This is a genomic window from Undibacter mobilis, from assembly GCF_003367195.1.
Taxonomy (GTDB): Bacteria; Pseudomonadota; Alphaproteobacteria; order Rhizobiales; family Xanthobacteraceae; genus Pseudolabrys; species Pseudolabrys mobilis.
This window is the reverse complement of the sequence record NZ_QRGO01000001.1, coordinates 214,442-240,087: the sequence shown is the minus strand read 5'-3', so window position 1 is coordinate 240,087 and position 25,646 is coordinate 214,442. Positions and strand designations below refer to the sequence as shown.

Here is a 25,646-nt window from a genome sequence, read left to right as displayed (position 1 = left end):
GGCAGCAATAAAAAGACATGACCGGGAGGCATTGCGATGCAGCTTGGCTTTTTCACGATGCCGATCCACCCGCTTGACAAGGACTGGCGGCAATCGCTGCGCGAAGACCGTGAGGCCTTCATCCTGGCCGACGAACTGGGCTTCGCCGAGGCCTATTGCGGCGAGCATGTCACCGACCGCGCCGAGAACATCACCTCCTGCGTCGTGTTTCTGGCAAGCCTGGTCGACCGCGTGAAGCGCATGAAGCTCGGCACCGGCACGGTCAATATGCCGAACCAGCATCCGGCGGCGGTAGCTTCGCAGATTGCGATGCTCGACCACATGCTCGACGGCCGCTTTCTGTTCGGTATCTCGCCCGGCGGTCTGTTGTCCGATGCCGAGGTTTTCGGCAATCTCGACGCCGACCGCAATGCCATGTTCCTCGAGGCCATCAACCAGGTGCTTGCGCTCTGGCAAAGCGAGCCGCCTTACGACCTCACCGGCAAATACTGGGACATCAGTGTGGCGCGTCAGTTCATTCCCGAATTAGGGCAGGGCTACATCGCCAAACCGTTGCAGCGGCCGCATCCTCCGATCGTCGTCACCGCGGTGGCGCCGTTTTCCAAGGGCGTTACGGAGGCCGCGGCGCGCGGCTGGGATCCGATCTCGGCCAACTTCCTGATGCCGCAATGGGTGAAAAGCCACTGGCCGAAGTACGTCGAAGGCTGCGAGCGCGTTGGGCGCGCGGTGGACGCGGCAAACTGGCGCGTGGCGCGGTCGATCTTTGTGGCCGACGACGAGAAGACGGCGAAGGCTTATGCCACCGACCCCGACAGTCCCTATGTCTTCTACTACAAGCAGCTCTACACCAAGTTGAAGAAGAACGGCCGTATCGAGCTGTTCAAGACGCGGCGCGATCAGCCGGACGACGAGGTGACGCTGGAAGCCGTGTGCAGCCAGCTCATCACCTACGGCACGCCCGACAAGGTCGCCGATGAATTGCTGAAATATCGCGACGCGGTCGGCGATTTCGGCACGCTGCTTTATGCCGGCAAGGATTGGGCCGACCGCGATCTCGGTCGCCGGTCCATGATCCTACTGGCGGAGAAAGTGCTGCCGAAGCTCAACGCGGCGATAGAGAGCTAGCTTTCATCGCTCACGCCGACGGTTGCCAGATGCCGCCGGCGAGCAGCAGGACCGATGTCACGATTAGCACCGCCAGCGTGGCCACCATGCCCGAGGCGCGGAAGCGGATGTCTTCCGGCTCGCGGGCAACGCCGAGAGCGTGAACGACGCGGGCAATGAGAAGCAAGGCGCAGAGCGTGTGCAACAGCCACTCCGGCCAGGCTTGCACTTCAAGGAAAGCCAGCAGGATCAGCGCCATCGGCACATATTCGGCGAAATTGGCCTGGACGCGGATGTAACGCTCCAGTTGCCGGTCGCCGCCGCTGCCGAGCCCGATGCGCATGACCCGCCGTGTATTGGCGACACGGAACGACAGCACGGCGAAGAGGAGGCCGAGCACGGCGGCGTAAGCGGGGACGATCAGCGGCATGGCGAACCTCTTTCGGTTTAGCTCACAACGCGCGAGACGTGACTTTGGATCAATTCGAAGTTTAGCCTTTGATCGATTTGACGATATCGATGGCCCGCCGCAGCAGCGTCTGCGAGGCTTCCAGTGTGCGGAAAGCGGCGTGCGAGCTCAGCGTCACATTCGGCAACTGCGCCAGTTCGGATTTCGCATCGAGCGGCTCCGAATGGAACACGTCGAGACCGGCGTGGCGGATGATGCCGCTCTTGAGCGCCTGAATGAGCGCCTGTTCGTCGACCAGTGCGCCGCGCGCGGTGTTCACCAGAATGGCGCCGTGCTTCATCAGGGCAATGCGTTCGGCCCCAAGGAAGCCGCGGGTCTCGTCGCCGAGCGTCAGATGCAGCGACACGACATCGGAGGTTTTGAGGAGCGCCTCGATATCGACCTGCTTGATGCCAAGCTCAGGCTTGGGCGTGCGGTTGTAGGCGATGACGTTCATGCCGATGCCGGCCGCCATGCGGGCAAATTCACCACCGATGCCACCGAGGCCGATGAGGCCGACGGTCTTGCCCTGAAGCTGCATGCCTTCCTTCGGCGCCCAGCTGCCGCCGCGCACTTCGCGGTCCATGCGCGCGATATCGCGGGCGCAGGCGAACAGCAGCGCCATGGTGTGTTCGGCCACCGCAACGTCGCCATAGCCCTTGATGATGTGAACGGTGATGCCGCGCTCTTTCAGCTCGGCGATGTTCATGTAGCTCGCTGCGCCGGTGCCGAGGAACACGATGTGCTTGAGCTGCTTGCAGCGCTCGACCAGATCGGTCGGCATGTAGGAGTGGTCGTCGATGGCGATGTCGTAGCCGGCGATAACCAGCGGCAGTTCCTCCTTTTTGAACGGCGTCATGTTGACGTCGATCGGGGGATCGTCCGGGCGCAAAACCTGTTCCCAGACCGGCCCGAGCTGGTCATTGCAGTCAAAAAAGATGGATTTCATCGCCTGAACCACTGTGGAAGGGAGTGGCGAGGATACGGCGTTGACGGCCCTGCAGGCAAAGCATAAATGCGGGCGCCGGGGGCGGATGGACGCCAAAGCTGGTAGCGCGGCGCGTCGGGACCGTCATCAAAACGTTCTGGGCGGCCTAGGCGAGTCTGAATGTGGGTGATTTCGGGGCATGAGTGACAATCGTAAAGCGGTGTGTGTTGTCGGCTGGCCGGCCGGCCATTCGCGCTCGCCTCTCATCCATCAGTACTGGATGAAGAAACACGGCATCGATGCGGAGTATCGCAAGGAGGCGATTCCGCCCGAGCAGTTCGCCGACTTCATTACGCACCTGCGCGAGCGCGGCTATGTCGGGTGCAACGTCACGGTACCGCACAAGCAGGCGGCGATGGAGTTGACGGTTGCCGACGATCGCGCCAAGGCGGTCGGCGCCGCCAACACTTTGTGGTTCGATGGTGACAAGCTGCGCTCGACCAACACCGACGTCGAAGGCTTCCTTGCCAATCTTGATCAGACAACGCCGGGCTGGGATCGTGGCCTGGAAAGCGCCGTGGTGCTGGGGGCCGGCGGCGGCGCGCGCGCCGTGGTCTATGCGCTGATCCAGCGCGACGTGCAGCGCATCCATGTCGTCAATCGCTCGCCGGAGCGCGCCGAGGCTTTGCGCGCGCGTTTTGGCGCGCGCGTCAATGTCGCGCAATGGGGCGAGATGACGGGATTGCTCGGCGGCGCCGGGCTTCTGGTCAACACCACCTCGCTCGGCATGGTCGGTCAGCCGCAAATCGACATCAACCTGCGTTGTCCAATGTCGATGGTGGTCTCGGACCTCGTCTATGTTCCGCTCGAGACCAAACTGCTTGCCGCGGCGCGCGACAAGGGCCTGCGGGTTGCCGACGGGCTCGGCATGCTGCTGCACCAGGCCGTGCGTGGTTTTGAATTGTGGTTCGGGGTGAAGCCCGAAGTGACGCCGGAACTGCGCAAAGTGATCGAGGAAGATCTGGCGCCGATGGCGGCGCCGAAGCCGGCGAGCCCGGATAAAACAGTGAAGCCCCGGGCGCCGAAGAAGCCGCGCGGTTAACGTGCTTTCCGCGCCGAGGCGCTGCGCAACGGAATATGCGCCGAGCCAGGTGCATGCACGCCGAGATCGGCGGCCAGTTCCGGCATCTCGCGAATGAGGCGTTCGAGGCTGCTTTCGCGGCCACCATTGCGGTGGGCCTCGCGCATCTCTTGCACCGGCCGGCGCACTTCGTCGGCGCGGACGAGGCTGTCGATATCGGCGCCTTGTTCGGCCAGCCGCGCCAGCAGGAAAGTGAGATCCTCGATTTCATCGGCGACGACGTGGATGACGCCCGACTCCGACTGCACGCGGCCGGTCACCGATACATAGCGTGCGCCGAGCACGATCGGCCGCACCCGCTCGAACATCTTGGGCCAGACAATGACATTGGCAACACTGGTTTCATCCTCCAGCGTCATGAACACTACGCCCTTGGCTGAGCCCGGTCGCTGCCGGCAGGTGACAAGTCCGGAAATGGTGGCGCGTGCACCGGTCCTGAGGGCGCGCAGCGCATCGTTACCGACGATGTTACGCGCGGACAGGTCGGCGCGCAGGAACTCAGCCGGATGCGCGCGCAGCGACAGGCGGAGAAAACGATAGTCGTTGACGACCTCCTCGCCGAGCGGCATCGGCGGAAGCGCGATGTCCGGTTCGCGGAAATGGCGAAGGTCATTTCTGTCACCGTCATCGCCCGCGAAGGCAGACGATCCAGCTTTTGCAAGGGCAGTGCCGGATACCCCGCTTGCGTAGGATATGGCGGCTGAGTTGGCTGCTCTGGCAGCAAACAGTGGCAGATCGTCATTCTGGTCGCCAACGCGGCCGAGCGCTTTCGCCGCCCATAGCGCATCGCGGCGGGTAAGCCCGAGCGATGAGAAAGCATCGGCATCGGCCAGCCGTTCCAGCATGCGCGTGTGCAAGCCGGTGCGCAGCCACAGATCGCGGACGGAGTCGTATGCGATTGCCCCGCGCTTTGCCGCGATCAGCTCCGCATCGTTCTCGCTCATGCCCTTGATTTCACGGAGGCCGAGACGGACGGCGCGGGCGGTACGGATATCGCTACGCATGTCTTTATGCAGGTCATGCAGGCGTGAATCGTCCCATGTGCCGGGTTCGAGCGTCGAATCCCAATCGGAGTGGTTGATATCCGGCGCGCGCACCTCGACGCCGTGCTCGCGCGCGTCGCGTACGATCTGCGACGAAGCATAAAAGCCCATCGGTTGCGCATTGAGTAGCGCGGCGGCGAACACGTCCGGGTAGTGGCATTTGAGCCAGGCCGAGGCATAGACGAGCAGCGCGAAGCTGGCGGCATGGCTTTCCGGAAAGCCGTATTCACCGAAGCCTTCGATCTGGCTGAAACAGCGTTCGGCGAAACCGCGTTCGTAGCCTTTTGCCAGCATGCCTTTGATCATCTTGTCGCGGAACGTGCCGATGGTGCCGGTGCGCTTGAAGGTGGCCATGGCGCGCCGCAGATTATCGGCTTCGCCCGGTGTGAAACCGCCGGCAACGATGGCGATACTCATCGCCTGTTCCTGAAACAGCGGCACGCCGAGGGTTCTCGACAGAATATCTTCGAGTTCTTTTGAGGGATAAACGATCTTCTCCTTGCTCTCTCGCCGACGAAGATAAGGATGCACCATGTCGCCCTGGATCGGGCCCGGCCGGACGATCGCCACCTCAATGACGAGATCGTAGAATTCCTTCGGTCTGAGGCGCGGCAGCATGCTCATCTGCGCGCGGCTTTCGACCTGGAACACGCCGAGCGAGTCGGCGCGTCCGAGCATGCGATAGAGAGCCTCATCCTTCGACGGAATGGTGGCGAGCCTTTTGCCCGGCGGCGTCGCCTCCGGATAATGCTTTTCCATCAGGTCGAAGGCCTTGCGGATGCAGGACAGCATGCCGAGGCCGAGCACGTCGACCTTGAGAATGCCCAGCGCATCGAGATCGTCCTTGTCCCACTCGACGAAGGTGCGCTCGTCCATCGCGCCATTGCCGATCGGCACCACTTCATCGAGTCGGCTGCGGGTGATGACAAAGCCGCCGACATGCTGCGACAGGTGGCGCGGGAAGCCGGAAATCTCCTGCGCCAGCGCCGCCACCTGCTTCATGCGGAAGCTGTCCGGATCGAGCCCGGTGCGTTTGACGCTGGCCTCCGAGACATTGCCGCCGCCACCGCCCCAGATCGATGACGACAGCGCGCCGATCGTATCTTCGCTCAAGCCGAAGGCCTTGCCGACCTCGCGAATGGCGGAGCGGCCACGATAGCAGATGACGGTGCCGGCGATTCCGGCGCGGTCGCTGCCGTATTTCCCGTAGATATACTGAATGACTTCTTCGCGGCGCTCATGTTCGAAGTCGACGTCGATGTCGGGGGGCTCATGTCGCTCCGTGGAGATGAACCGCTCGAACAGGAGGTTGTTCTCGTTGGGATCAACCTCGGTAATGCCGAGGCAGTAGCACACGGTGGAATTGGCCGCCGAGCCGCGACCCTGACAGAGGATGTTCAGCGAACGCGCTTGCCTGACAATGTCGTAAACGGTCAGGAAGTAGGGCGCGTATTTCTTTTCCGCGATGAGCTGCAATTCGTGATCGAGCAGGGCTTTTACCTTGTTCGGTATGCCCTGCGGATAGCGGGTCCTCACCGCCTCCTCGTGAACGAGATGCGCAAGCGCGGACTGTGCGTCGGGAAAGCCGACCATGGTTTCGTCGGGGTATTCATATTTTAGTTCGTCGAGCGAGAAGGTCAGCGTCTTGGAAAGGCGCATCGTTTCCTCGATGGCTTCCGGCGCGTCGCGGAACAGCCGTGCCATCTCGGTCGGGGCTTTAAGAAAGCGTTCGGCATTGACGGCAAGGCGGCGCCCGGCACGGTCGATGGTCACCTTGTCGCGAATGCAGGTGAGCGCATCGGCAAGCGGGCGGCGGTCGGGATGATGATAATGTACGTCGTTGATGGCGATCAGCGGTACCTGGGTGTCTTGCGCCAGTGCCTTGAGGCGCATCAGCCGGGCGCGATCCTGTCCACGATAGAGCATGGTGGCGGCGAGTCGTACACGGCCGGGAGCGAGCGGACGGAGGGCAGCGATTGTCTCTTTTGCGTTTGTGTCCGGCATCACCACCAGCTCCAGCCCGAACGCATGGGCGACGAGATCGTCGAGCGTGAGAATGCAGTCACCCTTTTTGGCGCGGAGATTGCCGACGGTGAGCAGGCGCGTCAGCCGACCCCAGGCGGCGCGGTCGCGCGGATAGACGAGAATGTCGGGCGTGCCGTCCGAGAAAACGAGACGCGCGCCGGGGTGATAGGCGAGCGACAATTTCTGTTCGCGTTTGGCCAGATGCGCGCGCACCACGCCGGAAACCGTGTTGCGGTCGCAGACGCCTATGCCCGATAGCTCGAGGGTCTGTGCCTGCAGCATCAGTTCCTCGGGATGTGAGGCGCCGCGCAAGAACGAGAAATTGGTTGCGGTGGCGAATTCGACGTAACGCATCTAACTCTCCCCCCTGGCGGGAGAGGGTGAGAGAGCTCTCACCCGAACATTCCGTGCACGAACCACGCGGGCGGCGCGGTGCCGGGGACAAGATCGCGATAGAGCCCGGCGCGGAACAGCCAGAAGCGATGACCGCTTTTGTCCTCGACGCGGAAATAATCGCGGGCGCGGTGGCCGGCGGGCGATACTTCCGCTTCATTCGCTTCCTGCCACCACGCGCCCTCGATGCGCTCGGGACCTTCGGCGACAACGACATCGTGCAGCGCGCGCCGCCACTTGAAGCGCAAAGGCGGGCCGTCCGGCACTTCGGCGACGGCTTCGATCGGCTCCGGCTTGCTGAGCAGCCGCAGCGGCCGCGGCGCGAGTTCAATGGCGCTGCGATGCCGGTTGAAAGCGGCCCAGCCGTCGTCTTTCACCGTCGTCTGTGCGGGCAAGGTGATCGACGCGATTTCGGGAATATGGCTGTCCTGCGCCACGACGCGTCGCACACGTTGCGCGCCGAGTCGCGCACTCAGGCGATCGACCAGACGCACCAGTTCGCCGGCATCGTCTGCCGATCCCATGCCGATCTGCTCGGCCGGCGCCGGTTCGGCGATCAGCACCGACAGCCGGGCCATGTCGAAGCCGAAGCCGGGATCAAGTTCGTCGGCGATGGTCGCGAGGCGTTCGGCAAACAGGGCGCGCATGTCGGCAGCATCGCGCAGCGGTCGCGCGGTGCCGGCGGCGATGCGGCGCAGGACGCCGTCGGTGCGGAACAAGGTCAGCTCGATGCGGCGGGCGCCGTCGCCGCGCCGCTCCAGCGCCGTCGCCAGCCGTGTCGCCAGCTTCTCGACGGTGCGGAGGACGTCTTCCTCGCGGGCAATCGGCTCGTGAAAGCGTTTCTCGGCGACGTAAGGTGCAATCGGCAGGCGCGGCGTCAGCGGCTCATGTTCACGACCGAGGGCGCGGTCAAGCTGACGCAGCAGCTCGGCACCGAACCGCGCGGTGAGCGGTGAACGTGGCATGTCGATGATGGCGCCGATCGTTTTCAGGCCGACGCGGCCAAGCGAAGCGATGACCGGCGGCGGCAGGCGCAACGCGGAAAGCGGCAACGGCGCGAGAATGTCGCGCTCCTCGCCATTTTTGTAAGCATCCGGCCGGCCGTCATGCGCCGCGGCCCAGGCGGCGCCGATGGTGCCGGCAATGGCGACGCGATAGGCAAAGCCCGCTTGCGTCAGACGGCGGCCGAGATCGGCGACCAGTTCGCGCTCGCCGCCGTAAAGATGTGCGCAGCCGGAAATGTCGAGCAGCAAGCCATCCGGTGCATCGCAGGCGACGAGCGGCGTATAGCGCAGGCACCAGTCGGCGATGCTGTCGAGCAGTTCACCATCGGCGCGCGCATCTTCCGGCACGACATCGAGCGTCGGATGCATGGCGCGCGCCTGCGCCAGTGCCATGCCGGCGGAGAGGCCGAGTTGTTCGGCGGAGTCGTCGATGGCGATCAGCACATCGGCATTGCCACGCTTGCCGGCGATGACAAGCGGCGCTGTAATCTCACGCAACCTTCTGATGCGGTCGGTGGCGAAGCGGGGCAGCCACAGGCTCATGAGGCGCGGCGAGGACGAAGCGGTCATCGGGATTTCTCCATTCCAGAATCCAGGACGCGGACGGGCCGCGGCGATTGCGGGTGAGATGAACGGCAAAGCGCGGCGCGCCGAATTCGCTGCCATTTGGGGATGCGGACTGACGTGCGTGTCCCGGAATGACAGAAGGCGATGCCCCCACCACCCAGCGTGTCACGGCGGTGGAGGCGTCATGGGTCGGCTGCGTGCGCAGGAAAAAGGCGAGGGTGCCGCTATCGCTTGCCGCGAGCGACAGCCGCCGCACCGCGACGGCATCGAGCGTACCGTTGCGCACCTCGCCGATCACGACACCGACGGCGCGGCAGCGCAGGGCTTCTTCCATCGCGGCCATCAGTTCATGACGGTGCGCGACGGCAACGATGACGAGTCGTTCGGGCGACAGCCCGAAGACATCGAGGCCGGCGCCGTAAGGCGCGCCGTTCTCGGTGAGGGCCATGTCCTCGGCGATCCAGACGAAATTCTTGTTGCCTGTGGCCAGCGCCGCCAGCCCGAGCGTAAAGCCGGTCGCCGCCGGCAAATGCGCTTCGCTTGTTGCCGCGATTTCGTGCAGCGCGCCGCTCAAGAGCCCGCCGCCGAGCACATCGTCCACAGCGGGGACGCCCAATGGCAACACCGCCGGGGCGTCGGCAATGCCGGCCGGTTTCTGCAGGCGGATGAGCTGCTGGCGCAGCATATCGAGCATCGATCAAGCCTTTGAAGAAGCTTTGTTATCCGTCGGAATTCGGCGGATAGGCCTCTATATTGTTCACTATTTGTTCTAATGTGCCGAAGACGGAGGAAGCCGTCAAGCCACAACGAGTGGGGGCTCTTGGCGCGACCAGGCGGCAGCGCTGGCGTCCGGGAACAGCCGGGGCATTATCGATCAGCCTGTCCAGGTTATTTCGCTGTCGGCGCCCGATCAGATATGCGTCACACAGGCGACAAAAACCGGCACTGCCAAACCAGTGTCCAGGCCGGAGGCCCGAGTGATTGGATTTCATGACGCCATCATTCAAAACGCATGCCGGCAAGCTCTGATGTCTCTTGACGCTGGACGTTGACTTGCAATTGACAAAAGGGCTCGGCAGCGTGAAGCGCTGTAGTTCAAGGAGTGTGACATGAGCCTCGCCGACGAGCGTTTCGAGCAGATGTTCCCGGTTCTCGAGCCGGCCCAGGTCGAGACCATGGCGCGTTTCGCCAGCGGTCCGGCGCGGACCTTCGCGCCGAATGAAGCGCTCTTCGACACCGGCGAACGCAATGTCCCCGCCTATCTGGTGCTGGAAGGCACGCTGGAAATCGTGCGCCGCGATGGCCTGCACCGTTTCGCCTCGGTGATCTCGCACGACGCCGGTCAGTTTTCCGGTGAGGTCAGCCAATTGAGTGGCAACGGCTCGATTCCCTCCGGCCGTGCCGGCCCGAAGGGCCTGACCGCGCTGCCGTTCGACGCCGCTCATATCCGGGCACTGATGGTCGGCTCGGCGGAGATCGGCGAAGTCGTGATGCGCGCTTTCATCCTGCGCCGCGTCGCGTTAATCCAGACCGACGGCGCGGGCTCGTTGCTGATCGGCCATCCGAACATGCCGGAGATCGTGCGGCTGCAGGGATTTCTGTCGCGCAACGGTTACCCGTGCACCGTGCTCAACGTCGAAACCGACACGGACGCGCGCGATGCGGTCGAGCGCTTCGGCATTCGCGACGACGAACTGCCGCTGATGATCTGCCCGAATGGCAAGCTCCTGAAGCGGCCCAGCGATGCGGAAGCCGGCGCCTGTCTCGGCATTACGCCGGAGCTCGATCACAGCAAGATCTATGACGTTGCTGTGGTCGGCGCCGGGCCGGCCGGACTTGCTGCCGCCGTCTATGGCGCCTCCGAAGGGCTGTCGATGATCGTGCTGGACTCGCGCGCCTTCGGTGGACAGGCCGGTGCCTCGGCGCGCATCGAAAACTATCTCGGTTTCCCGACTGGCATTTCCGGCATGGCGCTCGCCGGCCGTGCCTTCAATCAGGCGCAGAAATTCGGCGCCGAGATCGCCATTCCGTTGTCCGTCTCCAAGCTTGATTGCGGCGATGCCGATTGCGCCAAGCGCAGGCCGTTCCGCATCGAGCTGACCGACGGCCGCGGCGCGCTGCAGGCGCGCACGGTCATTGTCGCCTCCGGCGCGCGCTATCGGCGTCCGGCGATCGATAACCTGTCGGATTTCGACAATAACGGTATTTCGTTTTGGGCCTCGCCGATCGAAGCCAAGCTGTGCGAAGGCGAAGAAGTGGCGCTCATTGGCGGAGGAAATTCCGCGGGCCAAGCCGTCGTCTTCCTGGCGCCGAAGGTCAAGCATTTGCATCTCATCGTGCGCCGCGCGCTCGAGGAGACGATGTCGAAATATCTCATCGACCGCATCAAGGCATTGCCGAACGTGTCGGTGCATGTCGGTAAGGAGATCGTCTCACTGGAAGGCGATAAATCCGGCCTGCGCGGTGCCACTTTCCGCGAGATCCGCAGCGGCACCGAAAAGTCCCTACCGCTGCGCCATCTGTTTTTGTTCATCGGTGCCGATCCGAACGCCGACTGGCTGGAAGGCTGCGTCGCCACCGATGGCAAGGGCTTCGTCATTACTGGCGCCGAGTTCGACCGCAGATCGTCGCGGACGCCGCACTCGCTGGAAACCAGCGTGCCCGGCATTTTCGCCATCGGCGATGTGCGCGCCGGCTCGACCAAGCGCGTCGGCGCCGCGATCGGCGAGGGCGCCGCGGTGGTGTCGCAGATTCATCAGGTGCTGGCGCTGGCCGACGAGCCGGTGCAGCAGGCGGCGGAGTAAAGCTAGAAATATTTGGCGAGAAAGGCAGCCGCCTCGTCCGACAGGCCGCCGCGTAAGCCATCGCCGGTCACTCTCCGCCGGCGTGCCTTTTGCGGATGCCGCGCACCACCAGCCAGATCATCGCGATCGCCACCGGCACGAACAACGCCGTGGCAAAGGTCGTGTCGATATGCAGGCCCTTGGCGTGCGCGCCTTCGATGGCATAGTGAAACAAACCGACGACGTAATAGCTTACCGCCGCTACCGAGAGGCCTTCGACCGTGGTCTGCAGTCGCAGTTGCAGTCGCGTGCGTTCGTTCATCGACTTGAGGAGATCGCGGTTCTGCCGCTCCAGTTCGACGTCGACGCGCGTGCGCAACAGGTTCGCAGCGCGCGACAGCCGTGCCGACAAGGTCGCCTGTCTTTCCTCGGTGGTGATGCAGGTGCGCATCGCCGGCGCCAGACGCCGCGCCAGGAACGAGCTCCATGTCGGATAGATGCCGGCCTTGCGCTCGCCGATGGTCTCAAGCCGCAGTCGCACGATTTCGTTATAAGCGCGGCTGGCGCCGAAGCGATAATGGCTGGTGCCGGCGCCCGCTTCGAGTTCGGCAGCGAGCGCAGTCAGTTCACCGAGCAGACGCTGGTTGTCCGGCAACTGGTGCGCGGTGCAGATTTCCTGCGTCAGCTCGGCAAGCCGTGTTTCGATGCGGCCGATCGAGGCCTGGATGCGGTGCGCCTCTGGCAGGCCGAGCAGCGCCAGGGTGCGATAGGTTTCGGTCTCGATAATCCGCTGCACGATGGCGCCGGCGCGTTCGGGTTCGAGGCCGCGATCGACCACGACGATGCGGACGAAGCCCGACGGATCGGCCTGAAAGTCGGTGGCGAACAGCGCCGTGCCGTCGGCATTCTCGGCGACCGCGAGACTGGCATGATCGAACAGCGTGTCGACTGCGACCGGCTTGTCGCGGTTGTCCGGCAACAGATGCAGGTCGAGCGCGACCAGCAACGGCCCCGGCTGCGGCACCTGCGCCATCGGCGCGGCGAGCCCGGTGGCCGCGGGATGGAATGGCGGGCCGGCGTCCGCCGGCAGCTCCCAAGTATAAGTGGTGAATTCGGTGTGCTGCTCCCATCGCAGCGCGGTGCCGCTGAGGCTGACGCGATGATGCTTGGCGGCCGGCAGCAGCGGCTCGAGCCCACGCCCGGCGCAGAATTCGGCCAGGGCTTCGCGGTCAGCGCTCGCCGCCTCGCCGGAGGTGTCGAAGGCAAAATGCAGGACGCGGCGCGGCGTCTCCAAGGGCGTGAACGGCCGGGCATGCAGTTCGCCGAGCACAGCCGCGCGCAGGGGATGCGGACGGAGCCGCGCTTCACTGCCGTTTCCGATGCTGACTTCGGCGCTCATGGCGTCTTCGTATCACAACAGCGGCGTCAGTGCCGCCTTGAGTTTTTCGGGCAGCGGCACCGGCTTGTTGGTGGCGCGGTCGACATAGACGTGGATGAAATAGCCCTGCGCCGAGGCGGCTTGTTCGTCGTTGCGGAAGATGCCGACATCGTAGCGTACGCTTGAATTGCCGAGATGACCGATCTTGAGTGCGCCGCGCACGCGGTCCGGAAACGAAATCGGCGCGAAATAGCTGCATTTCGACTCGACGGCGAGGCCGATCACGGTGCTGCTGGCAAAATCGACGGCGCCGCTCTTCAAGAGATAGCCGCTCACCGTGGTGTCGAAGAACGAGTAATAGACCGCGTTGTTGACGTGGCCGTAGACGTCGTTGTCCATCCAGCGCGTGGTGATCTCGGTGACGTGGCGGAAGTTGGACAGCGGCAGCGGTTGCGGGCGGCTCATCTTTACTCTGCCGCCTTCGCCGCTGCCCTGGCTTTCGGCTTGCGCGCGGCGGACGGCTTCTTCCTGGCCTCTCCGCCTTCGATGACGCGACCGTCGATTTCCGAGATGCGGCCGACGCCGGTCAGCGCCATGGTGACGCTGAGTTCCTTCTTGAGAATGTCGATCGCCTTGGCGACGCCTTCCTGGCCGCCGGCACCGAGACCCCAGACGAAGGCGCGGCCGACCATGCAGGCTCGCGCGCCGAGCGCCAGCGCGCGCATGATGTCGGCGCCGGTGCGGATGCCGCCGTCGAACAGGATCTCGCTGTCGTTGCCGACCGCGTCCACGACGCGCGGCAGCATCGCAATCGACGACGAGGTACCGTCGAGCTGGCGGCCGCCGTGGTTCGACACAACGATGGCGTCGGCGCCCAGCTTGACCGCCATTTTCGCATCATCGGTATCGAGAATGCCCTTGATGACCAGCTTGCCCGGCCAGTACTTCTTGATCCACTCGACATCCTTCCAGTTCAGCGCCGGGTCGAACTGCTGCTGCGTCCAGCCCGACAACGAATTGACGCTCTCCATGCCTGGCACATGACCGGAGATGTTGCCGAAGGTCTTGCTCTTGCCCTTGAGCACATTCCAGGCCCAGACCGGCTTGGTGGCGATGTCGATGACATTCTTGATCTTGAACTGCGGCGGCACCGTGAGGCCGTTGTGAACGTCGCGGTGACGCTGGCCAAGCACTTGCAGGTCCACGGTCAGCACCAGCGTATCGACCTTGGCGGCGATGGCGCGGTCCATCAGTTGCTTGGAGAAGCCACGGTCCTTGATGACGTAGAGCTGGAACCAGAACGGCTTGCCGGTGCCTTCGGCGACATGCTCGATCGAGCCGATCGACATGGTCGACAGGGTAAATGGAATGCCAGCTTCGTTGGCGGCGCGCGCGGCGAGGATTTCGCCGTCGCCATGCTGCATGCCCAGAAGGCCAATCGGCGCGTGGATCATCGGCGCGGCGAGCTTCTTGCCGAGCACAGTGGTGGTGAGATCACGCGCCGAGACGTCCACCAGCACGCGCTGTTTGAGGATGATGGCCTCGAGGTCGGCCCGGTTCGCGCGCAAGGTCTGCTCGCTATAGGAGCCGGAGTCGGCGTAGTCGAAAAAGGCGCGCGGCACGCGGCGTTTGGCGATCCTGCGGAGATCGTCGATGCAGGCGGCAACTTTCATGGCTGTCTCTTTGGGTCGTCTCGACGCGGGCGTTTCGAAGGGCTTTTTTATAGTCGGGTAGCATAGGGCGGCCGGCTTCGGAATGCCCCCGATTTTTGGCCCGGCGCCCGGCCCGCCGAGGCGGTATTGGCCAGCCGTTAACCGCCCGCGGTAACGTTTGCTCACAATTTTTGACGTAATATCAGGCCATTGCGCGTACTATAAAAAGATCGGGCATGGGGACCGTAAAACGCTTTACCCCTTGCCCACACCTAGCCAATAACACGGCCGGGCCTTACGGGGCTAAATTGGGGTTGAGTTTGATGGTTCGTCGCTATTTCGGCACCGACGGTATTCGTGGGCTGGCCAACAAGGTGATCACGCCGGAGCTGGCGCTCAAGGTCGGGCAGGCCGCCGGGCTGATCTTCCGCAATGGCGAGCACCGTCACCGCGTGCTCATCGGCAAGGACACGCGGCTGTCCGGCTATATGATCGAGACCGCCCTGGTCGCCGGCTTTACCTCGGTTGGTATGGACGTGCTGCTCACCGGTCCGATCCCAACGCCGGGCGTCGGCATGCTGACGCGCTCGATGCGCGCCGATCTCGGCGTCATGATCTCGGCCTCGCATAATCCTTACGACGACAACGGCATCAAGCTGTTCGGGCCGGACGGCTACAAGCTGTCCGACGAGGTCGAGCGCCGCATCGAGGAGCTGCTGGATTCCAACCTTGCCAGCCAGCTTGCCAAAAGCGACGACCTCGGCCGCGCCAAGCGTATCGACGGCGTGCAGGACCGCTACATCGAATTCGCCAAGCGCACGCTGCCGCGTGATATTGACCTTTCCGGCCTGCGCGTCGTGATCGACTGCGCCAACGGCGCCGCCTACAAGGTCGCGCCCGGCGCGCTGTGGGAACTCGGCGCCGACGTCGTCGAAATTGGCGTCGAGCCGGACGGCTTCAACATCAACAAAGATTGCGGCTCGACCAGCCTCAACACGCTGGTTCACAAGGTGCGCGAGATGCGCGCCGATATCGGCATCGCGCTCGACGGCGACGCCGACCGCGTCATGCTTGTCGACGAGCGCGGCCACATCGTCGATGGCGACCAGCTGCTCGCGGTGATCGCGGAGAGCTGGAAGGAAGACGGCCGCCTGACGAAGAACGGCGTCGTCGCCACCGTGATGTCCAATCTCGGCCTTGAGCGTTATCTCGGCGGCATCGGCCTCGAACTCAAGCGCACGCCGGTCGGCGACCGTTACGTGCTCGAGCGCATGCGCGCCGAGGGTTACAATGTCGGCGGCGAGCAGTCCGGCCACATCATTCTCTCCGACTATTCGACCACCGGTGACGGCTTCGTCGCGGCGCTGCAGGCGCTCGCGGTGGTCAAGCGGTCGGGCAAGCCGGTATCGGAAGTCTGCCACCGCTTCGAGCCGCTGCCGCAGATCCTCAAGAACGTGCGCTACAAGACCGGCAAGCCGATGGAGAGCGCCTCGGTGACGGCAGCGATCGCCAGCGCCGAGCAAAAGCTCGGCCGCGGCGGCCGTCTTCTCGTGCGGCCGTCTGGCACTGAGCCGGTGATCCGCGTCATGGGCGAAGGCGACGACAAGGCGGTTGTCGAGGCCGCGGTCGACGACGTGATCGACGCACTCACCAAGGCGGCGGCGTAAGCATAAAGCGAACGTCGCAATTTGTGGCTAGGTGAAGCGAAGCCCCGGGGATGATCAATAGCTTGTCGATTATTGCGCTGCGAAATCAATCGCCTGTGCGAAATCACCGAATTCGTCAGGGTCGCCCTAAATCCTTTGCAGGCCTTGGATTTCCTATCTTTTGTAGAACGCTTCTGAACTGTACTAAGACAGAAACCCCTTATATTTCAATACACTAGAACATTTTTAAACTACGAATTACTTTGACTTGCCGCAAAGTCACCGATAGCAAATCAGCGCATTAGAAAACGTCAACGTCCCTGTCGGAACTTCCGATGATCGTCTGCTCCTGCAACGTGTTGAGCGACAAGGCCGTGCGCAGCGCCTGCGCGACGGGGTCGGCGCGCACGACCGGACAAGTGTATGGTTGTCTGGGTTGCAGCGCGCAGTGCGGCCGTTGCGCCCGCACCATCCGCAAGATTATGAACGAGGCGCTCGACGCCGCCGGCGCCTGCCCCTCGGGCTGCGCCTGTGCGGCGCATGCGCCACAGCGCGACTGATTTTTCGCGCGCCATCGCTGCGACCCGGGATGCGCGGCCATGCCGCTGTTGACCCTGCCTCGCCTTTCATAGAACTATTCCAAGCAGCGTCGGCCTCGCCGGCGACAGTGCAAGGCCGCGCGAGCGCGCGGAAAACGAAAGAGGACGTGGCGTCATGAAGGGCGAACCCAAGGTTATCGAGTATCTCAACAAGGCGCTGCGCCACGAACTGACCGCGGTCAATCAGTACTGGCTGCACTATCGCCTGCTCGACAACTGGGGCCTCAAGGTTCTCGCCAAGCAGTGGCGCAAGGAATCCATCGAGGAGATGGAGCACGCCGACAAGCTGATCGAGCGCATTATCTTCTTCGACGGCTTCCCCAACATGCAGGTGCTCGACCCGCTGCACATCGGCCAGGACGTCAAGGAGGTCCTCGATTGCGATCTCGCCGCCGAAATTTCGGCGCGCGCGCTGTATCAGGAGGCCGCGCATTACTGCAACGGCGTGAAGGATTACGTGACGCGCGACCTGTTCGAAAAGCTGATGTCGGATGAGGAGCATCACATCGACTTCCTCGAAACGCAGATCGATCTGGTCGCCAAGCTCGGCGTGCAGCTTTATTCGCAGCACCACATCGGCGAGATGGGCGAAGACCACTGAGGCGAGGGATCGGATAAAGCGGTCCTCGTCGCAGCCATCGCCGCAATCCGCGCAAGGCGGATTGTTATTAGTTGCGATCTGCGGGAAGATGCACTGCGGCGTGTATTCGCGCGCCGCGGTCGTTTTTTTTTGCGCAACGGGGCGCAAAGTGGGGGAGACACATCGATGTCCGGCAACCTGATCTCCAGCAGTCCGATGTCCGGCAAGCCCAGCTCCAGCAAGCCCATGCGCGTCGGACCTGCTCTGCGCTGGCTGGTGACAGCAGTCGCCGCCGCGATCGTCTGGCTGCCGCAGCCCGGCGTCGCGCAAGAGTGGCCGTCACGCACCGTCACGCTGACGCAGACCTTTGCCGGCGGCGGGATGATGGACTTCGCCATCCGTGCGATCGCCCAGGCAATGACCGAGACATTCGGCCAGACCTTCGTCGTCGAGACCAAGCAGGGCGGCGGCGGTGTCGTCGGCCTGGTTGCTACGGCCAAGGCGCCGCCGGACGGTTACCACTTCGTCGTCACCGCGATCGGCCCGATGGTGTTTCGCCCTCTCGTCGAGAAGACCATCGGCTTCGATCCGGACAAGGATTTCGAACCGGTGATCCTGATCGGCGCGACACCGAACGGCGTTCTGGCCGCGCCGAAGCTGGGCGTTTCGACCATCGCCGAACTCAAAACCTGGGCGGCCCGCAATGGCAACAAGCTCAACATCGGCATGCCTGGTATCGGCACGATGGGCCAGTATTGCGGTGTGCTGCTGCTGCAGAAGCTCGGCATCGAGGGCAACTTCATCAACTATCGCGGTGGCACGCCGATCGTGCAGGATTTGCTGGGCGGCCAGATCGAACTCGGCACGCCAGCCTTTGGCCCCAGCGCGATGTCCACCAAGGTGCTGGCCATCGCGGCCGACAAGCGTCTCGACGCCGTGCCCGCCGTGCCGACGCTGAAGGAAGCCGGCGTCGACATCACCTGCGCCACCTGGAACGCTATCTTTGCGCCGCGCGGCACGCCGAAGGCGATCGTCGTCAAGCTCAACGCCGCGATCGACGCCTATCTGCAGAAGCCGGAGACGCAGAAGGCGTTCAACGACATAGGCATGACGCCGTGGGGCGGCACGCCGGAACGCGTCACCGCGCAAATGGCCGACGACCGCAAGACCTGGGGCGATATCGTCATTCGCCTCGAGGCCGCCAATCCGAAATGAACGGCGCAGCCCGATGAACACCGGCACGTTCGACATCGCCACGGCCGACGGCGCCATGGACACCTATGCCGCTTGGCCGGCGACGGGCGGCCCATTTCCGCTTGTCATCATGTTCATGGATATCTGGGGCCTGCGTGAGGAGCTGTTCGGCCTGGCGCGAAATGTCGCCGAGCGCGGCTATTACTGTGTGCTGCCCAATCTGTTTTATCGCAAGGGCAAGATCACTTATGAGCGGCGCAATGCCGAAGGCCGCATGGTGTCGTTCGACACGCTGCCCGAAGCGCTCAAGACGGAAATGCAGGGGCTGGCCCGCGGTTTGACCCGGCCGATGATCGAAACCGATATCACTGCCATCTTCGATCATGTCCGCGACAAGCCGGTGAGCGACGGTCCCGCGGGAGCTGTCGGCTTCTGTCTTGGTGGGCGCATCGCCTTCTTTGCCGCGCAGTCGTTTCCGGATCGGATCCGCGCGGTGAGCAGCCTGCACGGCACCTTGCTGGTCACCGATTCGCCGGATTCGCCGCACCGCTTTGCCGATCGCATGAAGGGCGAAGTCTATTGCGGTCACGGTGCGCTCGATCGCGCCAGCGCGCCAGAGATCGTTGCCGCGCTCGAGGCGTCATTCAGAGACCGCGCCGACGTCGTCTATCGCGGCGTTCTGCATTCGGGCGCGCATCATGGCTATTCGATGCCGGATCGCGATGTTCACGACGCCGCGGCGACGGCGGTGGACTGGCGCGAAACTTTTGCTCTGTTCGCGCGTCAGCTCAAGAAGACTTGACCCGCGTCCGCGAGCGCATGAAGTCGATGAACGATTTGACCGCCGGCGCGCTCTCATTGCGGCGATGAACCAGCGCGAGATCGAAGGTGCGCGAGGTGCCTTCGACCTTGCGGAACACCAGGCCAGGAACTTTCACATTCGACATCGGCTCCGACATGACGGACAGGCCGAGGCCGCTAGCGCAGAGCGTGATCACCGAGAAGATGTCAGCGCCGCGTTCGATAATACGCAGCGACCGGCCCGGTGGTGTGATGGCTGCGATGTTGCCACCGCCAAAGCCGACCTCCATTTCCAGCGAGACGGCGATAAAGGGTTCGTCGGCGATATCGTTCGGCGTAACCCGCTTGAGCTGGGCGATCGGGTTGCCCTCGGGAATGGCCACATAATAAGGCTGCCGATCGACGATGAACCCGGTGAGGCCGGACGGATAGCTTTGCGGCGCCGCCGTCAGGCCGACGTCCAGCGTATCGTCGGTGAGGGCGCGGAACTGCTCGAAGGTTACTGCGCGGCGAAGTTGCAACGACACGTCGGGATGCTTTTCGCGGAAGTCGACCAGTTGCCGCGACACGAAGCCGCTCATCCCCGCGGAGAAAATATAGCCGAGGGCTATCGAACCGATGTCGCCGCGCGCCGCGCGGCGGCCGACCATCTCGGCATTGGCCGCCTGCTTGAGCGTCGCATAGGCCTCGATCAGGAAGCGGCTGCCCGTCTGCGTCAACGTCACCGAGCTTTTTGTACGGCGCAAGAACAGCTTGGCGCCGAGCATGTTCTCGAGCGCGAGGATTTGATTGCTCAGTGTTGGCGCGGAAATGTTGAGGCGCGCGGCAGCGCGGCCGAAGTGAAGTTCCTCGGCCACGGCGGTAAAATATTTAAGATGGCGCAGTTCCATCAGCTGATTATGAGACTAAATCTTACAAAAGACGATATCCCGATTAATGACAAACAGGCGATCTGTTCGCATTCTCAATGAAAGGTTGCGGCCGTCAGCCACGGCTTCGTAGATCGTCTCGGTTGAGATCGGGTGCATGCGAGAGCGCCCCAATCGGCGATGAAGCGGGCGGGGCGTCGAGGCCACAGACCGCCATATTACGCTACCACTCGCTGCGGGACGCCCATGGACACATTTGAATACTCCTTGCCAGGCAACATCATTCCGATCGACGGCAAGCTGAAGGACGGTGGCCGGGACACGGCCCGTCAGTCTGTCGCCGAGGCGGGCAGCAAAGACGATCCGCGCATGAAAGAAGCCATGCGGTTGATGGAAGCCTTTCTCGCCATCGAGGATCCGTCCGCCCGCAACGCGCTGCTCGTTCTCGCGCAGCAACTCGTCAGCCACGATTGGGCGCGCCGCGTCACGCAGGGCTGACACGGAACACGGCTCGCGCCGCGCCACAGACGTAAACAAATCCTGAAAGCGCCGACCACGGACGCGCGCGCCGCGCCGATGGAACCGGCTTTGCGCTATTTGTAAAAAATCGTGGTTAAAAAACAGGGTTAAGAGGCACTTAAGGTTTTGGTGCCATCGTCGCCTCGTCTTTCGTCACGTCATGCGTGATGGATCAGTTGAGGGATGACGGCATGGTTGCGCGTCTGAATCTATTTGCAGCGGTGACGGTCGCGTCGCTGTTTGCGACCGCGGCGCAGGCGGCCGACTATGCGCCGCCGCCCTGCTATGACGCGGCGATAATTGCCGCGGGTCGCGCGCCGCCGGGCGCCGTTCCCTGTTACGCGCCGCCGCCGCCCGTGGTCGAGGAATTCGGCGGCTGGTATCTGCGCGGCTATGTCGGCATGAGCAACCAGCAGGCCAAGCTGTCTCATCCTTCATTCAATGAACGACCGTACACGCATCAAGACGACGGTTTTGATTCTGCGCCGTTCTTCGGCGCTGGTGTCGGTTACTATTTCAACGAATGGCTGCGCTTCGATGTCACCGGTGAATATCGTGGCAGCGCCAACTACCATGGCTATGGAACCTACCCCGGAGGCAGCGACGAATATCGCGCCCGCAAAAAGGAGTGGGTAGGCCTGCTCAATGCTTATGTTGATCTCGGCACCTGGAACAGGCTGACACCCTTCGTCGGCGCCGGCGTCGGTGGAGCATACAATACCGTCTCGAGCTTCCTCGATATCAACACGCCGACCGGCGGCGTCTATTCCGCCCAGAGCGGCAGCAAGTTCAACTTCGCCTGGGCGCTGCATGCTGGCTTCGCCTACAAGGTCACGCCCAACTTTACCGTCGAACTCGCGTATCGCTATCTCGACCTCGGCAAGGCCGTGACCGGGAACGGCGTTTCATTTGACGGCACGAACGCCAATGGCCGGCCGTTCGAATTCGACAAGCTGATCTCGCACGACATCATGCTCGGTCTGCGTTTCAATCTCGATGGTTTCGAAATGTTCTCGCGGCCGGCTCCTGTTTATTACGCGCCGGCGCCCGTCTACTCGCCACCGCCGGTCTATGTGCAGCCGCCGTTGCAGAGCAGGGGCTAACCCGCGCGGCGGAATGTTCAACGGAGTGACGTAATGGGTCTGGTGGTCAAATCGGCGATGATGGGGGCGGGCCTCGCGGCTGCCGTGACGGCGGCCTATGCTGCCGACATGCCCGGCAACCTGCCGCTGCCGTCCGTTATCCGGTCGAACGTGCCGAGCAGCCTGTCCGGCTGGTATCTGCGCGGCGATTTTGGCTATCGCTGGGGCACGCTTCGCGGCGCCGATCCGCAAGCCGGTTTTCCGGCGCCCGCCAATGGCAAGCTGGGCACCGCCTATAGCGGCGGTCTCGGCATTGGCGTCAAGACCGACTGGCTGCGCACCGACATCACGGTCGATGGCGCGTCGAAGATGAAATACGAATCGACCACCGTGACGACGAACGACACCACCGCAAAGGTGTCGGCCATAACGGCGATGTTCAACGGTTACTTCGATCTTACGACATGGTACGGCATCACGCCTTATGTCGGCGCCGGCTTCGGCGGCGCGCGAGTTCAGGTCACCGACTACCAGAGCACGGTCACGCCGCCGTTCGGCGGCGACACCTCGCGCAGCCAATGGAATGTCGCCTGGGCGGCGATGGGCGGTCTGGCCTATCAGATCGCGCCGAACATGCAGGTGGATGTCGGCTACCGCTATCTCAGCCTCGGCAATGTGACGACCGGCACCGGCACGTCCGGCGCGCTGACGCTCAAGAACATCGCCAACCACGAAGTTCGCGTGGGCCTGCGCTGGAATTTCGACGATCTGAGGTAAGCCCGCCGCGCGCAATGCTGCGTGTGCATGGCTGATCGCCGCCTTTACCCTGACGATGATACGCAATGCAGTTGACCGGCGCGGGCCGATCGACTATCTCCGCCAGTGGGACACCCCTCCCCAACGAGGGGCTTCTATCTGGAAGGATAGGTCATGACGACGACCAAGCCCGGCTTGCGACCGGTTAATCCGCAGTTTTCCTCTGGCCCCTGCGCCAAGCGCCCCGGCTGGACCCTCCAAGCCCTCAAAGATGCGGCCCTCGGCCGCTCCCACCGCGCCAAGATCGGCAAGGCCAAGCTCAAGCAGGCCATCGATCTGACGCGCGAGATCCTCAATGTTCCGGCCGATTACAAGATCGGCATCGTGCCCGCCTCCGATACCGGCGCCGTCGAAATGGCGCTGTGGTCGACATTGGGCGCGCGCCCCGTCACCATGCTGGCCTGGGAATCCTTCGGTGAAGGCTGGGTCACCGACGTCGTCAAGCAGCTCAAGCTGAAAGACGTCACCGAACTGAAAGCCGCGTACGGCGAACTGCCGGACCTGTCGAAGATCGACTTCAAATCCGACGTTGTCTTCACCTGGAACGGCACCACCTCTGGCGTGCGCGTGCCGAATGGCGACTGGATTCCGGCAAACCGCGAAGGCCTCACCATCTGCGACGCCACCTCGGCGGCCTTTGCGCAGAACCTCGATTTCGCCAAGCTCGATGTCGTCACCTTCTCCTGGCAGAAGGTGCTGGGCGGCGAGGGTGCGCATGGCATGCTCATCCTGTCGCCGCGCGCCGTCGAGCGCCTCGAGACCTACAAGCCGGCCTGGCCGCTGCCCAAGATCTTCCGCATGACCAAGGGCGGCAAATTGATCGATGGCATCTTCGTCGGCGAGACCATCAACACGCCGTCGATGCTGTGTGTTGAGGACTATCTCGACGCGTTGCTGTGGGCGAAGTCGGTCGGCGGCCTGAAAGGTCTGCAGGCGCGCTCGGATGCCAACGCCAAGGTGCTCTCCGACTGGGTCGCCAAGACCGCTTGGATCGATCACCTCGCCAAGAAGCCCGAGACGCGTTCGAACACCTCGGTGTGTCTGGTCGTCGCCGATCCGGCCGTGACCAAGCTCACGCTCGACGAGCAGGCGGCCTTCGCCAAGAACCTGACGTCGATCCTCGAGAAGGAAGGCGTCGCCTACGATATCGCTTTCTATCGCGACGCGCCGCCGGGCCTGCGCATCTGGTGCGGCGCCACCATCGAGACCAAGGACGTCGAAGCGCTGACGCCGTGGCTCGACTGGGCCTTCGAACAGGCCAAGGCCGCGTTGCCCAAGGCGGCGTGATGCCTTCTTTACCCTCCCCTGTAGGGGGAGGGTCGCCATGCGAAGCATGGCGGGGTGGGGTGACACTGTCACCGACCGCAACCGCCGCGCTCCATTTTCTCTCAGGTTTCACCCCACCCCGGCGCGATGCGCCGACCCTCCCCCTCCAGGGGAGGGTGAAGGAAGAACACCATGCCCAAAGTTCTCATCTCCGACGCTCTTTCTCCCGCCGCCATCCAGATCTTCAAGGACCGCGGCGTCGAGGTCGATTTCCAGCCGGCCCTCGGCAAGGACAAGGACAAGCTCGCCGAGATCATCGGCAACTATGACGGCCTCGCCATTCGTTCGGCCACCAAGGTGACCCCGAAGATCCTCGAGAACGCGAAGAACCTGAAAGTGATCGGCCGCGCCGGCATCGGTGTCGACAATGTCGACATTCCGGCCTCGACCGCCAAGGGCATCATCGTGATGAACACGCCCTTCGGCAATTCGATCACCACCGCCGAACACGCCATCTCCCTGATGCTGGCGCTCGCCCGCCAGATCCCGGAAGCCGACCGCTCCACCCAGGCCGGCAAGTGGGAAAAGAACAAGTTCATGGGCGTCGAAATCACCGGCAAGACGCTTGGCATCATCGGCTGCGGCAATATCGGTTCGATCGTCGCCGACCGTGCCCTCGGCCTGAAGATGAAAGTGATCGCCTTCGATCCGTTCCTGTCGCCCGAGCGTGCCGTCGATATCGGCGTCGAGAAGGTCGAACTGGACGATCTGCTCAAGCGCGCCGATTTCATCACGCTGCACACGCCGCTGACGGACAAGACCAAGAACATTATCGACGCCACCGCGCTCAACAAGACCAAGAAGGGCGTTCGCATCGTCAACTGCGCCCGCGGCGGTCTGGTCGACGAAAACGCTCTGCGCGCCGCGCTGGATAGCGGCCATGTCGCCGGCGCCGCTTTCGACGTCTTCGTCACCGAGCCGGCCAATGAGAACGTGCTGTTCGGCCATCCCAACGTCATCTGCACGCCGCATCTGGGCGCCTCCACCACGGAAGCGCAGGAGAACGTCGCGTTGCAGGTTGCCGAGCAGATGTCGGATTATCTCATGACCGGCGCGATCTCGAACGCCATCAACTTCCCGTCGATCACGGCGGAAGAAGCGCCGAAGCTGAAGCCGTTCGTCGATCTCGCCGAAAAGCTCGGCTCCTTCGCCGGCCAGCTCACCGAAACCGGCATCACCAAGGTGCAGATCGCCTATGAGGGCGCGGTGGCGCAGATGAACACGCGCGCGCTCACCTCGGCGGCGCTCGCCGGCCTGCTGCGGCCGATGCTCGGCGACGTCAATGTCGTCTCGGCGCCGGTCATTGCCAAGGAGCGCGGCATGGTCATCGAAGAGACGACGCGCCAGGTGGCTGGCGACTACGACAGCCTCATCACCGTCACGCTGGTGACCGAGCGTCAGACCCGCCACGTCTCCGGCACCGTGTTCGCCGACGGCCGTCCGCGTATCGTCAACATCAAGGGCATCCGCATGGACGCGGAATTCGCGCCGTCCATGGTTTACATCACCAATCTCGACAAGCCGGGCTTCATCGGCAAGTTCTCGGGTACGCTCGGCGAGGCCGGCATCAACATCGCGACCTTCCATGTCGGCCGCGAGTCGGCCGGCGGCAATGCCGTGGCGCTGATCGAGATCGACGGCGAATTGCCGGAAGATGTGCTGGCCAAGGTCCGCGCACTGCCGCAGGTGCAAAGCGCCCGGACGCTGCATTTCTAGTCTGCGCCTTAATGATGTTGCTGCGGCCGCGG

Annotated in this window: 22 protein-coding genes; 13 read left to right on the top strand and 9 right to left on the bottom strand. The window is 63.5% G+C overall.

What is annotated here, in order from left to right; translation table 11 throughout:
- Positions 1 to 36 precede the first annotated feature (36 nt).
- Positions 37 to 1,125, top strand: coding sequence for an LLM class flavin-dependent oxidoreductase (locus tag DXH78_RS01125; protein ID WP_115515336.1), 1,089 nt, complete (start codon positions 37 to 39; stop codon positions 1,123 to 1,125).
- A gap of 10 nt (positions 1,126 to 1,135) precedes the next feature.
- On the opposite strand, the gene DXH78_RS01120 is transcribed toward DXH78_RS01125, so the two are convergent.
- A complete protein-coding gene (locus tag DXH78_RS01120; RefSeq protein WP_115515335.1) occupies positions 1,136 to 1,534 on the bottom strand; it encodes an MAPEG family protein in 399 nt (132 codons plus the stop codon).
- A gap of 61 nt (positions 1,535 to 1,595) precedes the next feature.
- On the bottom strand, positions 1,596 to 2,501 hold the full coding sequence (locus tag DXH78_RS01115; RefSeq protein ID WP_115515334.1) for a 2-hydroxyacid dehydrogenase: 906 nt from the start codon (positions 2,499 to 2,501) through the stop codon (positions 1,596 to 1,598).
- 178 nt (positions 2,502 to 2,679) lie between these two features.
- On the opposite strand from DXH78_RS01115, the gene DXH78_RS01110 reads away from it, so the two are divergent.
- On the top strand, positions 2,680 to 3,582 hold the full coding sequence (locus tag DXH78_RS01110) for a shikimate dehydrogenase (RefSeq protein WP_115515333.1): 903 nt from the start codon (positions 2,680 to 2,682) through the stop codon (positions 3,580 to 3,582).
- On the opposite strand, the gene DXH78_RS01105 is transcribed toward DXH78_RS01110, so the two are convergent.
- Genes DXH78_RS01105 through DXH78_RS01095 form a run of 3 tightly spaced genes read right to left on the bottom strand, consistent with a single transcriptional unit; the run spans position 3,579 to position 9,347 of the window.
- The gene (locus DXH78_RS01105; protein ID WP_115515332.1) at positions 3,579 to 7,043 is read right to left on the bottom strand and encodes an error-prone DNA polymerase; all 3,465 of its coding nucleotides are present in this window, start codon (positions 7,041 to 7,043) and stop codon (positions 3,579 to 3,581) included. The genes DXH78_RS01110 and DXH78_RS01105 overlap by 4 nt on opposite strands.
- Before the next feature lie 38 nt (positions 7,044 to 7,081).
- A complete protein-coding gene (locus tag DXH78_RS01100; protein WP_245416695.1) occupies positions 7,082 to 8,656 on the bottom strand; it encodes a Y-family DNA polymerase in 1,575 nt (524 codons plus the stop codon).
- A complete protein-coding gene (locus DXH78_RS01095; RefSeq protein WP_115515330.1) occupies positions 8,577 to 9,347 on the bottom strand; it encodes an ImuA family protein in 771 nt (256 codons plus the stop codon). Before DXH78_RS01095 ends, DXH78_RS01100 begins: the two co-directional genes overlap by 80 nt.
- Before the next feature lie 415 nt (positions 9,348 to 9,762).
- Here DXH78_RS01095 and DXH78_RS01090 point away from each other — a divergent pair, with 415 nt between their 5' ends.
- Positions 9,763 to 11,457 (top strand): FAD-dependent oxidoreductase, encoded by a 1,695-nt coding sequence (locus DXH78_RS01090; protein WP_115515329.1) that lies wholly within the window; start codon positions 9,763 to 9,765, stop codon positions 11,455 to 11,457.
- Between the two features lie 67 nt (positions 11,458 to 11,524).
- On the opposite strand, the gene DXH78_RS01085 is transcribed toward DXH78_RS01090, so the two are convergent.
- The 3 genes from DXH78_RS01085 to DXH78_RS01075 are packed head-to-tail and all read right to left on the bottom strand — an operon-like array spanning position 11,525 to position 14,487.
- Positions 11,525 to 12,835, bottom strand: coding sequence for a DUF3422 family protein (locus DXH78_RS01085; protein ID WP_115515328.1), 1,311 nt, complete (start codon positions 12,833 to 12,835; stop codon positions 11,525 to 11,527).
- Between the two features lie 12 nt (positions 12,836 to 12,847).
- Positions 12,848 to 13,279, bottom strand: a complete 432-nt coding sequence (locus tag DXH78_RS01080) for an acyl-CoA thioesterase (protein WP_115515327.1) — start codon at positions 13,277 to 13,279, stop codon at positions 12,848 to 12,850.
- Positions 13,280 to 13,281: 2 nt separating this feature from the next.
- A complete protein-coding gene (locus tag DXH78_RS01075; protein ID WP_115515326.1) occupies positions 13,282 to 14,487 on the bottom strand; it encodes an alpha-hydroxy acid oxidase in 1,206 nt (401 codons plus the stop codon).
- Between the two features lie 302 nt (positions 14,488 to 14,789).
- Between DXH78_RS01075 and glmM the strand changes: the two genes are divergently transcribed.
- From glmM to DXH78_RS01050, 5 genes are all read left to right on the top strand, one after another.
- Positions 14,790 to 16,133 carry a phosphoglucosamine mutase gene (gene glmM / locus DXH78_RS01070; protein ID WP_115515325.1) on the top strand — a complete coding sequence of 448 codons (1,344 nt, stop codon included), beginning with the start codon at positions 14,790 to 14,792 and terminating at the stop codon, positions 16,131 to 16,133.
- A 314-nt stretch (positions 16,134 to 16,447) separates the two neighbouring features.
- The gene (locus DXH78_RS01065; RefSeq protein ID WP_115515324.1) at positions 16,448 to 16,672 is read left to right on the top strand and encodes a (2Fe-2S)-binding protein; all 225 of its coding nucleotides are present in this window, start codon (positions 16,448 to 16,450) and stop codon (positions 16,670 to 16,672) included.
- A gap of 154 nt (positions 16,673 to 16,826) precedes the next feature.
- Positions 16,827 to 17,312, top strand: coding sequence for a bacterioferritin (gene bfr, locus DXH78_RS01060; protein WP_115515323.1), 486 nt, complete (start codon positions 16,827 to 16,829; stop codon positions 17,310 to 17,312).
- A 165-nt stretch (positions 17,313 to 17,477) separates the two neighbouring features.
- Positions 17,478 to 18,506: a Bug family tripartite tricarboxylate transporter substrate binding protein gene (locus DXH78_RS01055; protein WP_115515322.1), complete on the top strand. Its 1,029-nt coding sequence runs from the start codon at positions 17,478 to 17,480 to the stop codon at positions 18,504 to 18,506.
- A gap of 13 nt (positions 18,507 to 18,519) precedes the next feature.
- Complete coding sequence (locus tag DXH78_RS01050) at positions 18,520 to 19,287, top strand: dienelactone hydrolase family protein (RefSeq protein WP_115515321.1); 768 nt, start codon at positions 18,520 to 18,522, stop codon at positions 19,285 to 19,287.
- Here DXH78_RS01050 and DXH78_RS01045 read toward each other — a convergent pair.
- Complete coding sequence (locus tag DXH78_RS01045; RefSeq protein ID WP_115515320.1) at positions 19,274 to 20,176, bottom strand: LysR substrate-binding domain-containing protein; 903 nt, start codon at positions 20,174 to 20,176, stop codon at positions 19,274 to 19,276. The two genes, DXH78_RS01050 and DXH78_RS01045, sit on opposite strands and share 14 nt — an antisense overlap.
- A 225-nt stretch (positions 20,177 to 20,401) precedes the next feature.
- Here DXH78_RS01045 and DXH78_RS01040 point away from each other — a divergent pair, with 225 nt between their 5' ends.
- The 5 genes from DXH78_RS01040 (at position 20,402) to serA (ending at position 25,614) form a co-directional block, all read left to right on the top strand.
- Complete coding sequence (locus DXH78_RS01040) at positions 20,402 to 20,653, top strand: hypothetical protein (RefSeq protein ID WP_115515319.1); 252 nt, start codon at positions 20,402 to 20,404, stop codon at positions 20,651 to 20,653.
- A gap of 212 nt (positions 20,654 to 20,865) precedes the next feature.
- Positions 20,866 to 21,777 carry an outer membrane protein gene (locus tag DXH78_RS01035; protein ID WP_115517658.1) on the top strand — a complete coding sequence of 304 codons (912 nt, stop codon included), beginning with the start codon at positions 20,866 to 20,868 and terminating at the stop codon, positions 21,775 to 21,777.
- Between the two features lie 33 nt (positions 21,778 to 21,810).
- Complete coding sequence (locus DXH78_RS01030) at positions 21,811 to 22,533, top strand: outer membrane protein (protein ID WP_115515318.1); 723 nt, start codon at positions 21,811 to 21,813, stop codon at positions 22,531 to 22,533.
- A gap of 153 nt (positions 22,534 to 22,686) precedes the next feature.
- Positions 22,687 to 23,859, top strand: coding sequence for a phosphoserine transaminase (locus tag DXH78_RS01025; protein ID WP_115515317.1), 1,173 nt, complete (start codon positions 22,687 to 22,689; stop codon positions 23,857 to 23,859).
- 171 nt (positions 23,860 to 24,030) lie between these two features.
- Positions 24,031 to 25,614 carry a phosphoglycerate dehydrogenase gene (gene serA, locus DXH78_RS01020; protein WP_115515316.1) on the top strand — a complete coding sequence of 528 codons (1,584 nt, stop codon included), beginning with the start codon at positions 24,031 to 24,033 and terminating at the stop codon, positions 25,612 to 25,614.
- The last annotated feature ends 32 nt before the right edge of the window (positions 25,615 to 25,646 follow it).

Coding starts and splice junctions, on each gene's coding strand:
- DXH78_RS01125 (WP_115515336.1), top strand. CDS start 37: ATGCAGCTTGGCTTTTTCACGATGCCGATCCACCCGCTTGACAAGGAC.
- DXH78_RS01120 (WP_115515335.1), bottom strand. CDS start 1,534: ATGCCGCTGATCGTCCCCGCTTACGCCGCCGTGCTCGGCCTCCTCTTC.
- DXH78_RS01115 (WP_115515334.1), bottom strand. CDS start 2,501: ATGAAATCCATCTTTTTTGACTGCAATGACCAGCTCGGGCCGGTCTGG.
- DXH78_RS01110 (WP_115515333.1), top strand. CDS start 2,680: ATGAGTGACAATCGTAAAGCGGTGTGTGTTGTCGGCTGGCCGGCCGGC.
- DXH78_RS01105 (WP_115515332.1), bottom strand. CDS start 7,043: ATGCGTTACGTCGAATTCGCCACCGCAACCAATTTCTCGTTCTTGCGC.
- DXH78_RS01100 (WP_245416695.1), bottom strand. CDS start 8,656: ATGACCGCTTCGTCCTCGCCGCGCCTCATGAGCCTGTGGCTGCCCCGC.
- DXH78_RS01095 (WP_115515330.1), bottom strand. CDS start 9,347: ATGCTCGATATGCTGCGCCAGCAGCTCATCCGCCTGCAGAAACCGGCC.
- DXH78_RS01090 (WP_115515329.1), top strand. CDS start 9,763: ATGAGCCTCGCCGACGAGCGTTTCGAGCAGATGTTCCCGGTTCTCGAG.
- DXH78_RS01085 (WP_115515328.1), bottom strand. CDS start 12,835: ATGAGCGCCGAAGTCAGCATCGGAAACGGCAGTGAAGCGCGGCTCCGT.
- DXH78_RS01080 (WP_115515327.1), bottom strand. CDS start 13,279: ATGAGCCGCCCGCAACCGCTGCCGCTGTCCAACTTCCGCCACGTCACC.
- DXH78_RS01075 (WP_115515326.1), bottom strand. CDS start 14,487: ATGAAAGTTGCCGCCTGCATCGACGATCTCCGCAGGATCGCCAAACGC.
- glmM (WP_115515325.1), top strand. CDS start 14,790: ATGGTTCGTCGCTATTTCGGCACCGACGGTATTCGTGGGCTGGCCAAC.
- DXH78_RS01065 (WP_115515324.1), top strand. CDS start 16,448: ATGATCGTCTGCTCCTGCAACGTGTTGAGCGACAAGGCCGTGCGCAGC.
- bfr (WP_115515323.1), top strand. CDS start 16,827: ATGAAGGGCGAACCCAAGGTTATCGAGTATCTCAACAAGGCGCTGCGC.
- DXH78_RS01055 (WP_115515322.1), top strand. CDS start 17,478: ATGTCCGGCAACCTGATCTCCAGCAGTCCGATGTCCGGCAAGCCCAGC.
- DXH78_RS01050 (WP_115515321.1), top strand. CDS start 18,520: ATGAACACCGGCACGTTCGACATCGCCACGGCCGACGGCGCCATGGAC.
- DXH78_RS01045 (WP_115515320.1), bottom strand. CDS start 20,176: ATGGAACTGCGCCATCTTAAATATTTTACCGCCGTGGCCGAGGAACTT.
- DXH78_RS01040 (WP_115515319.1), top strand. CDS start 20,402: ATGGACACATTTGAATACTCCTTGCCAGGCAACATCATTCCGATCGAC.
- DXH78_RS01035 (WP_115517658.1), top strand. CDS start 20,866: ATGGTTGCGCGTCTGAATCTATTTGCAGCGGTGACGGTCGCGTCGCTG.
- DXH78_RS01030 (WP_115515318.1), top strand. CDS start 21,811: ATGGGTCTGGTGGTCAAATCGGCGATGATGGGGGCGGGCCTCGCGGCT.
- DXH78_RS01025 (WP_115515317.1), top strand. CDS start 22,687: ATGACGACGACCAAGCCCGGCTTGCGACCGGTTAATCCGCAGTTTTCC.
- serA (WP_115515316.1), top strand. CDS start 24,031: ATGCCCAAAGTTCTCATCTCCGACGCTCTTTCTCCCGCCGCCATCCAG.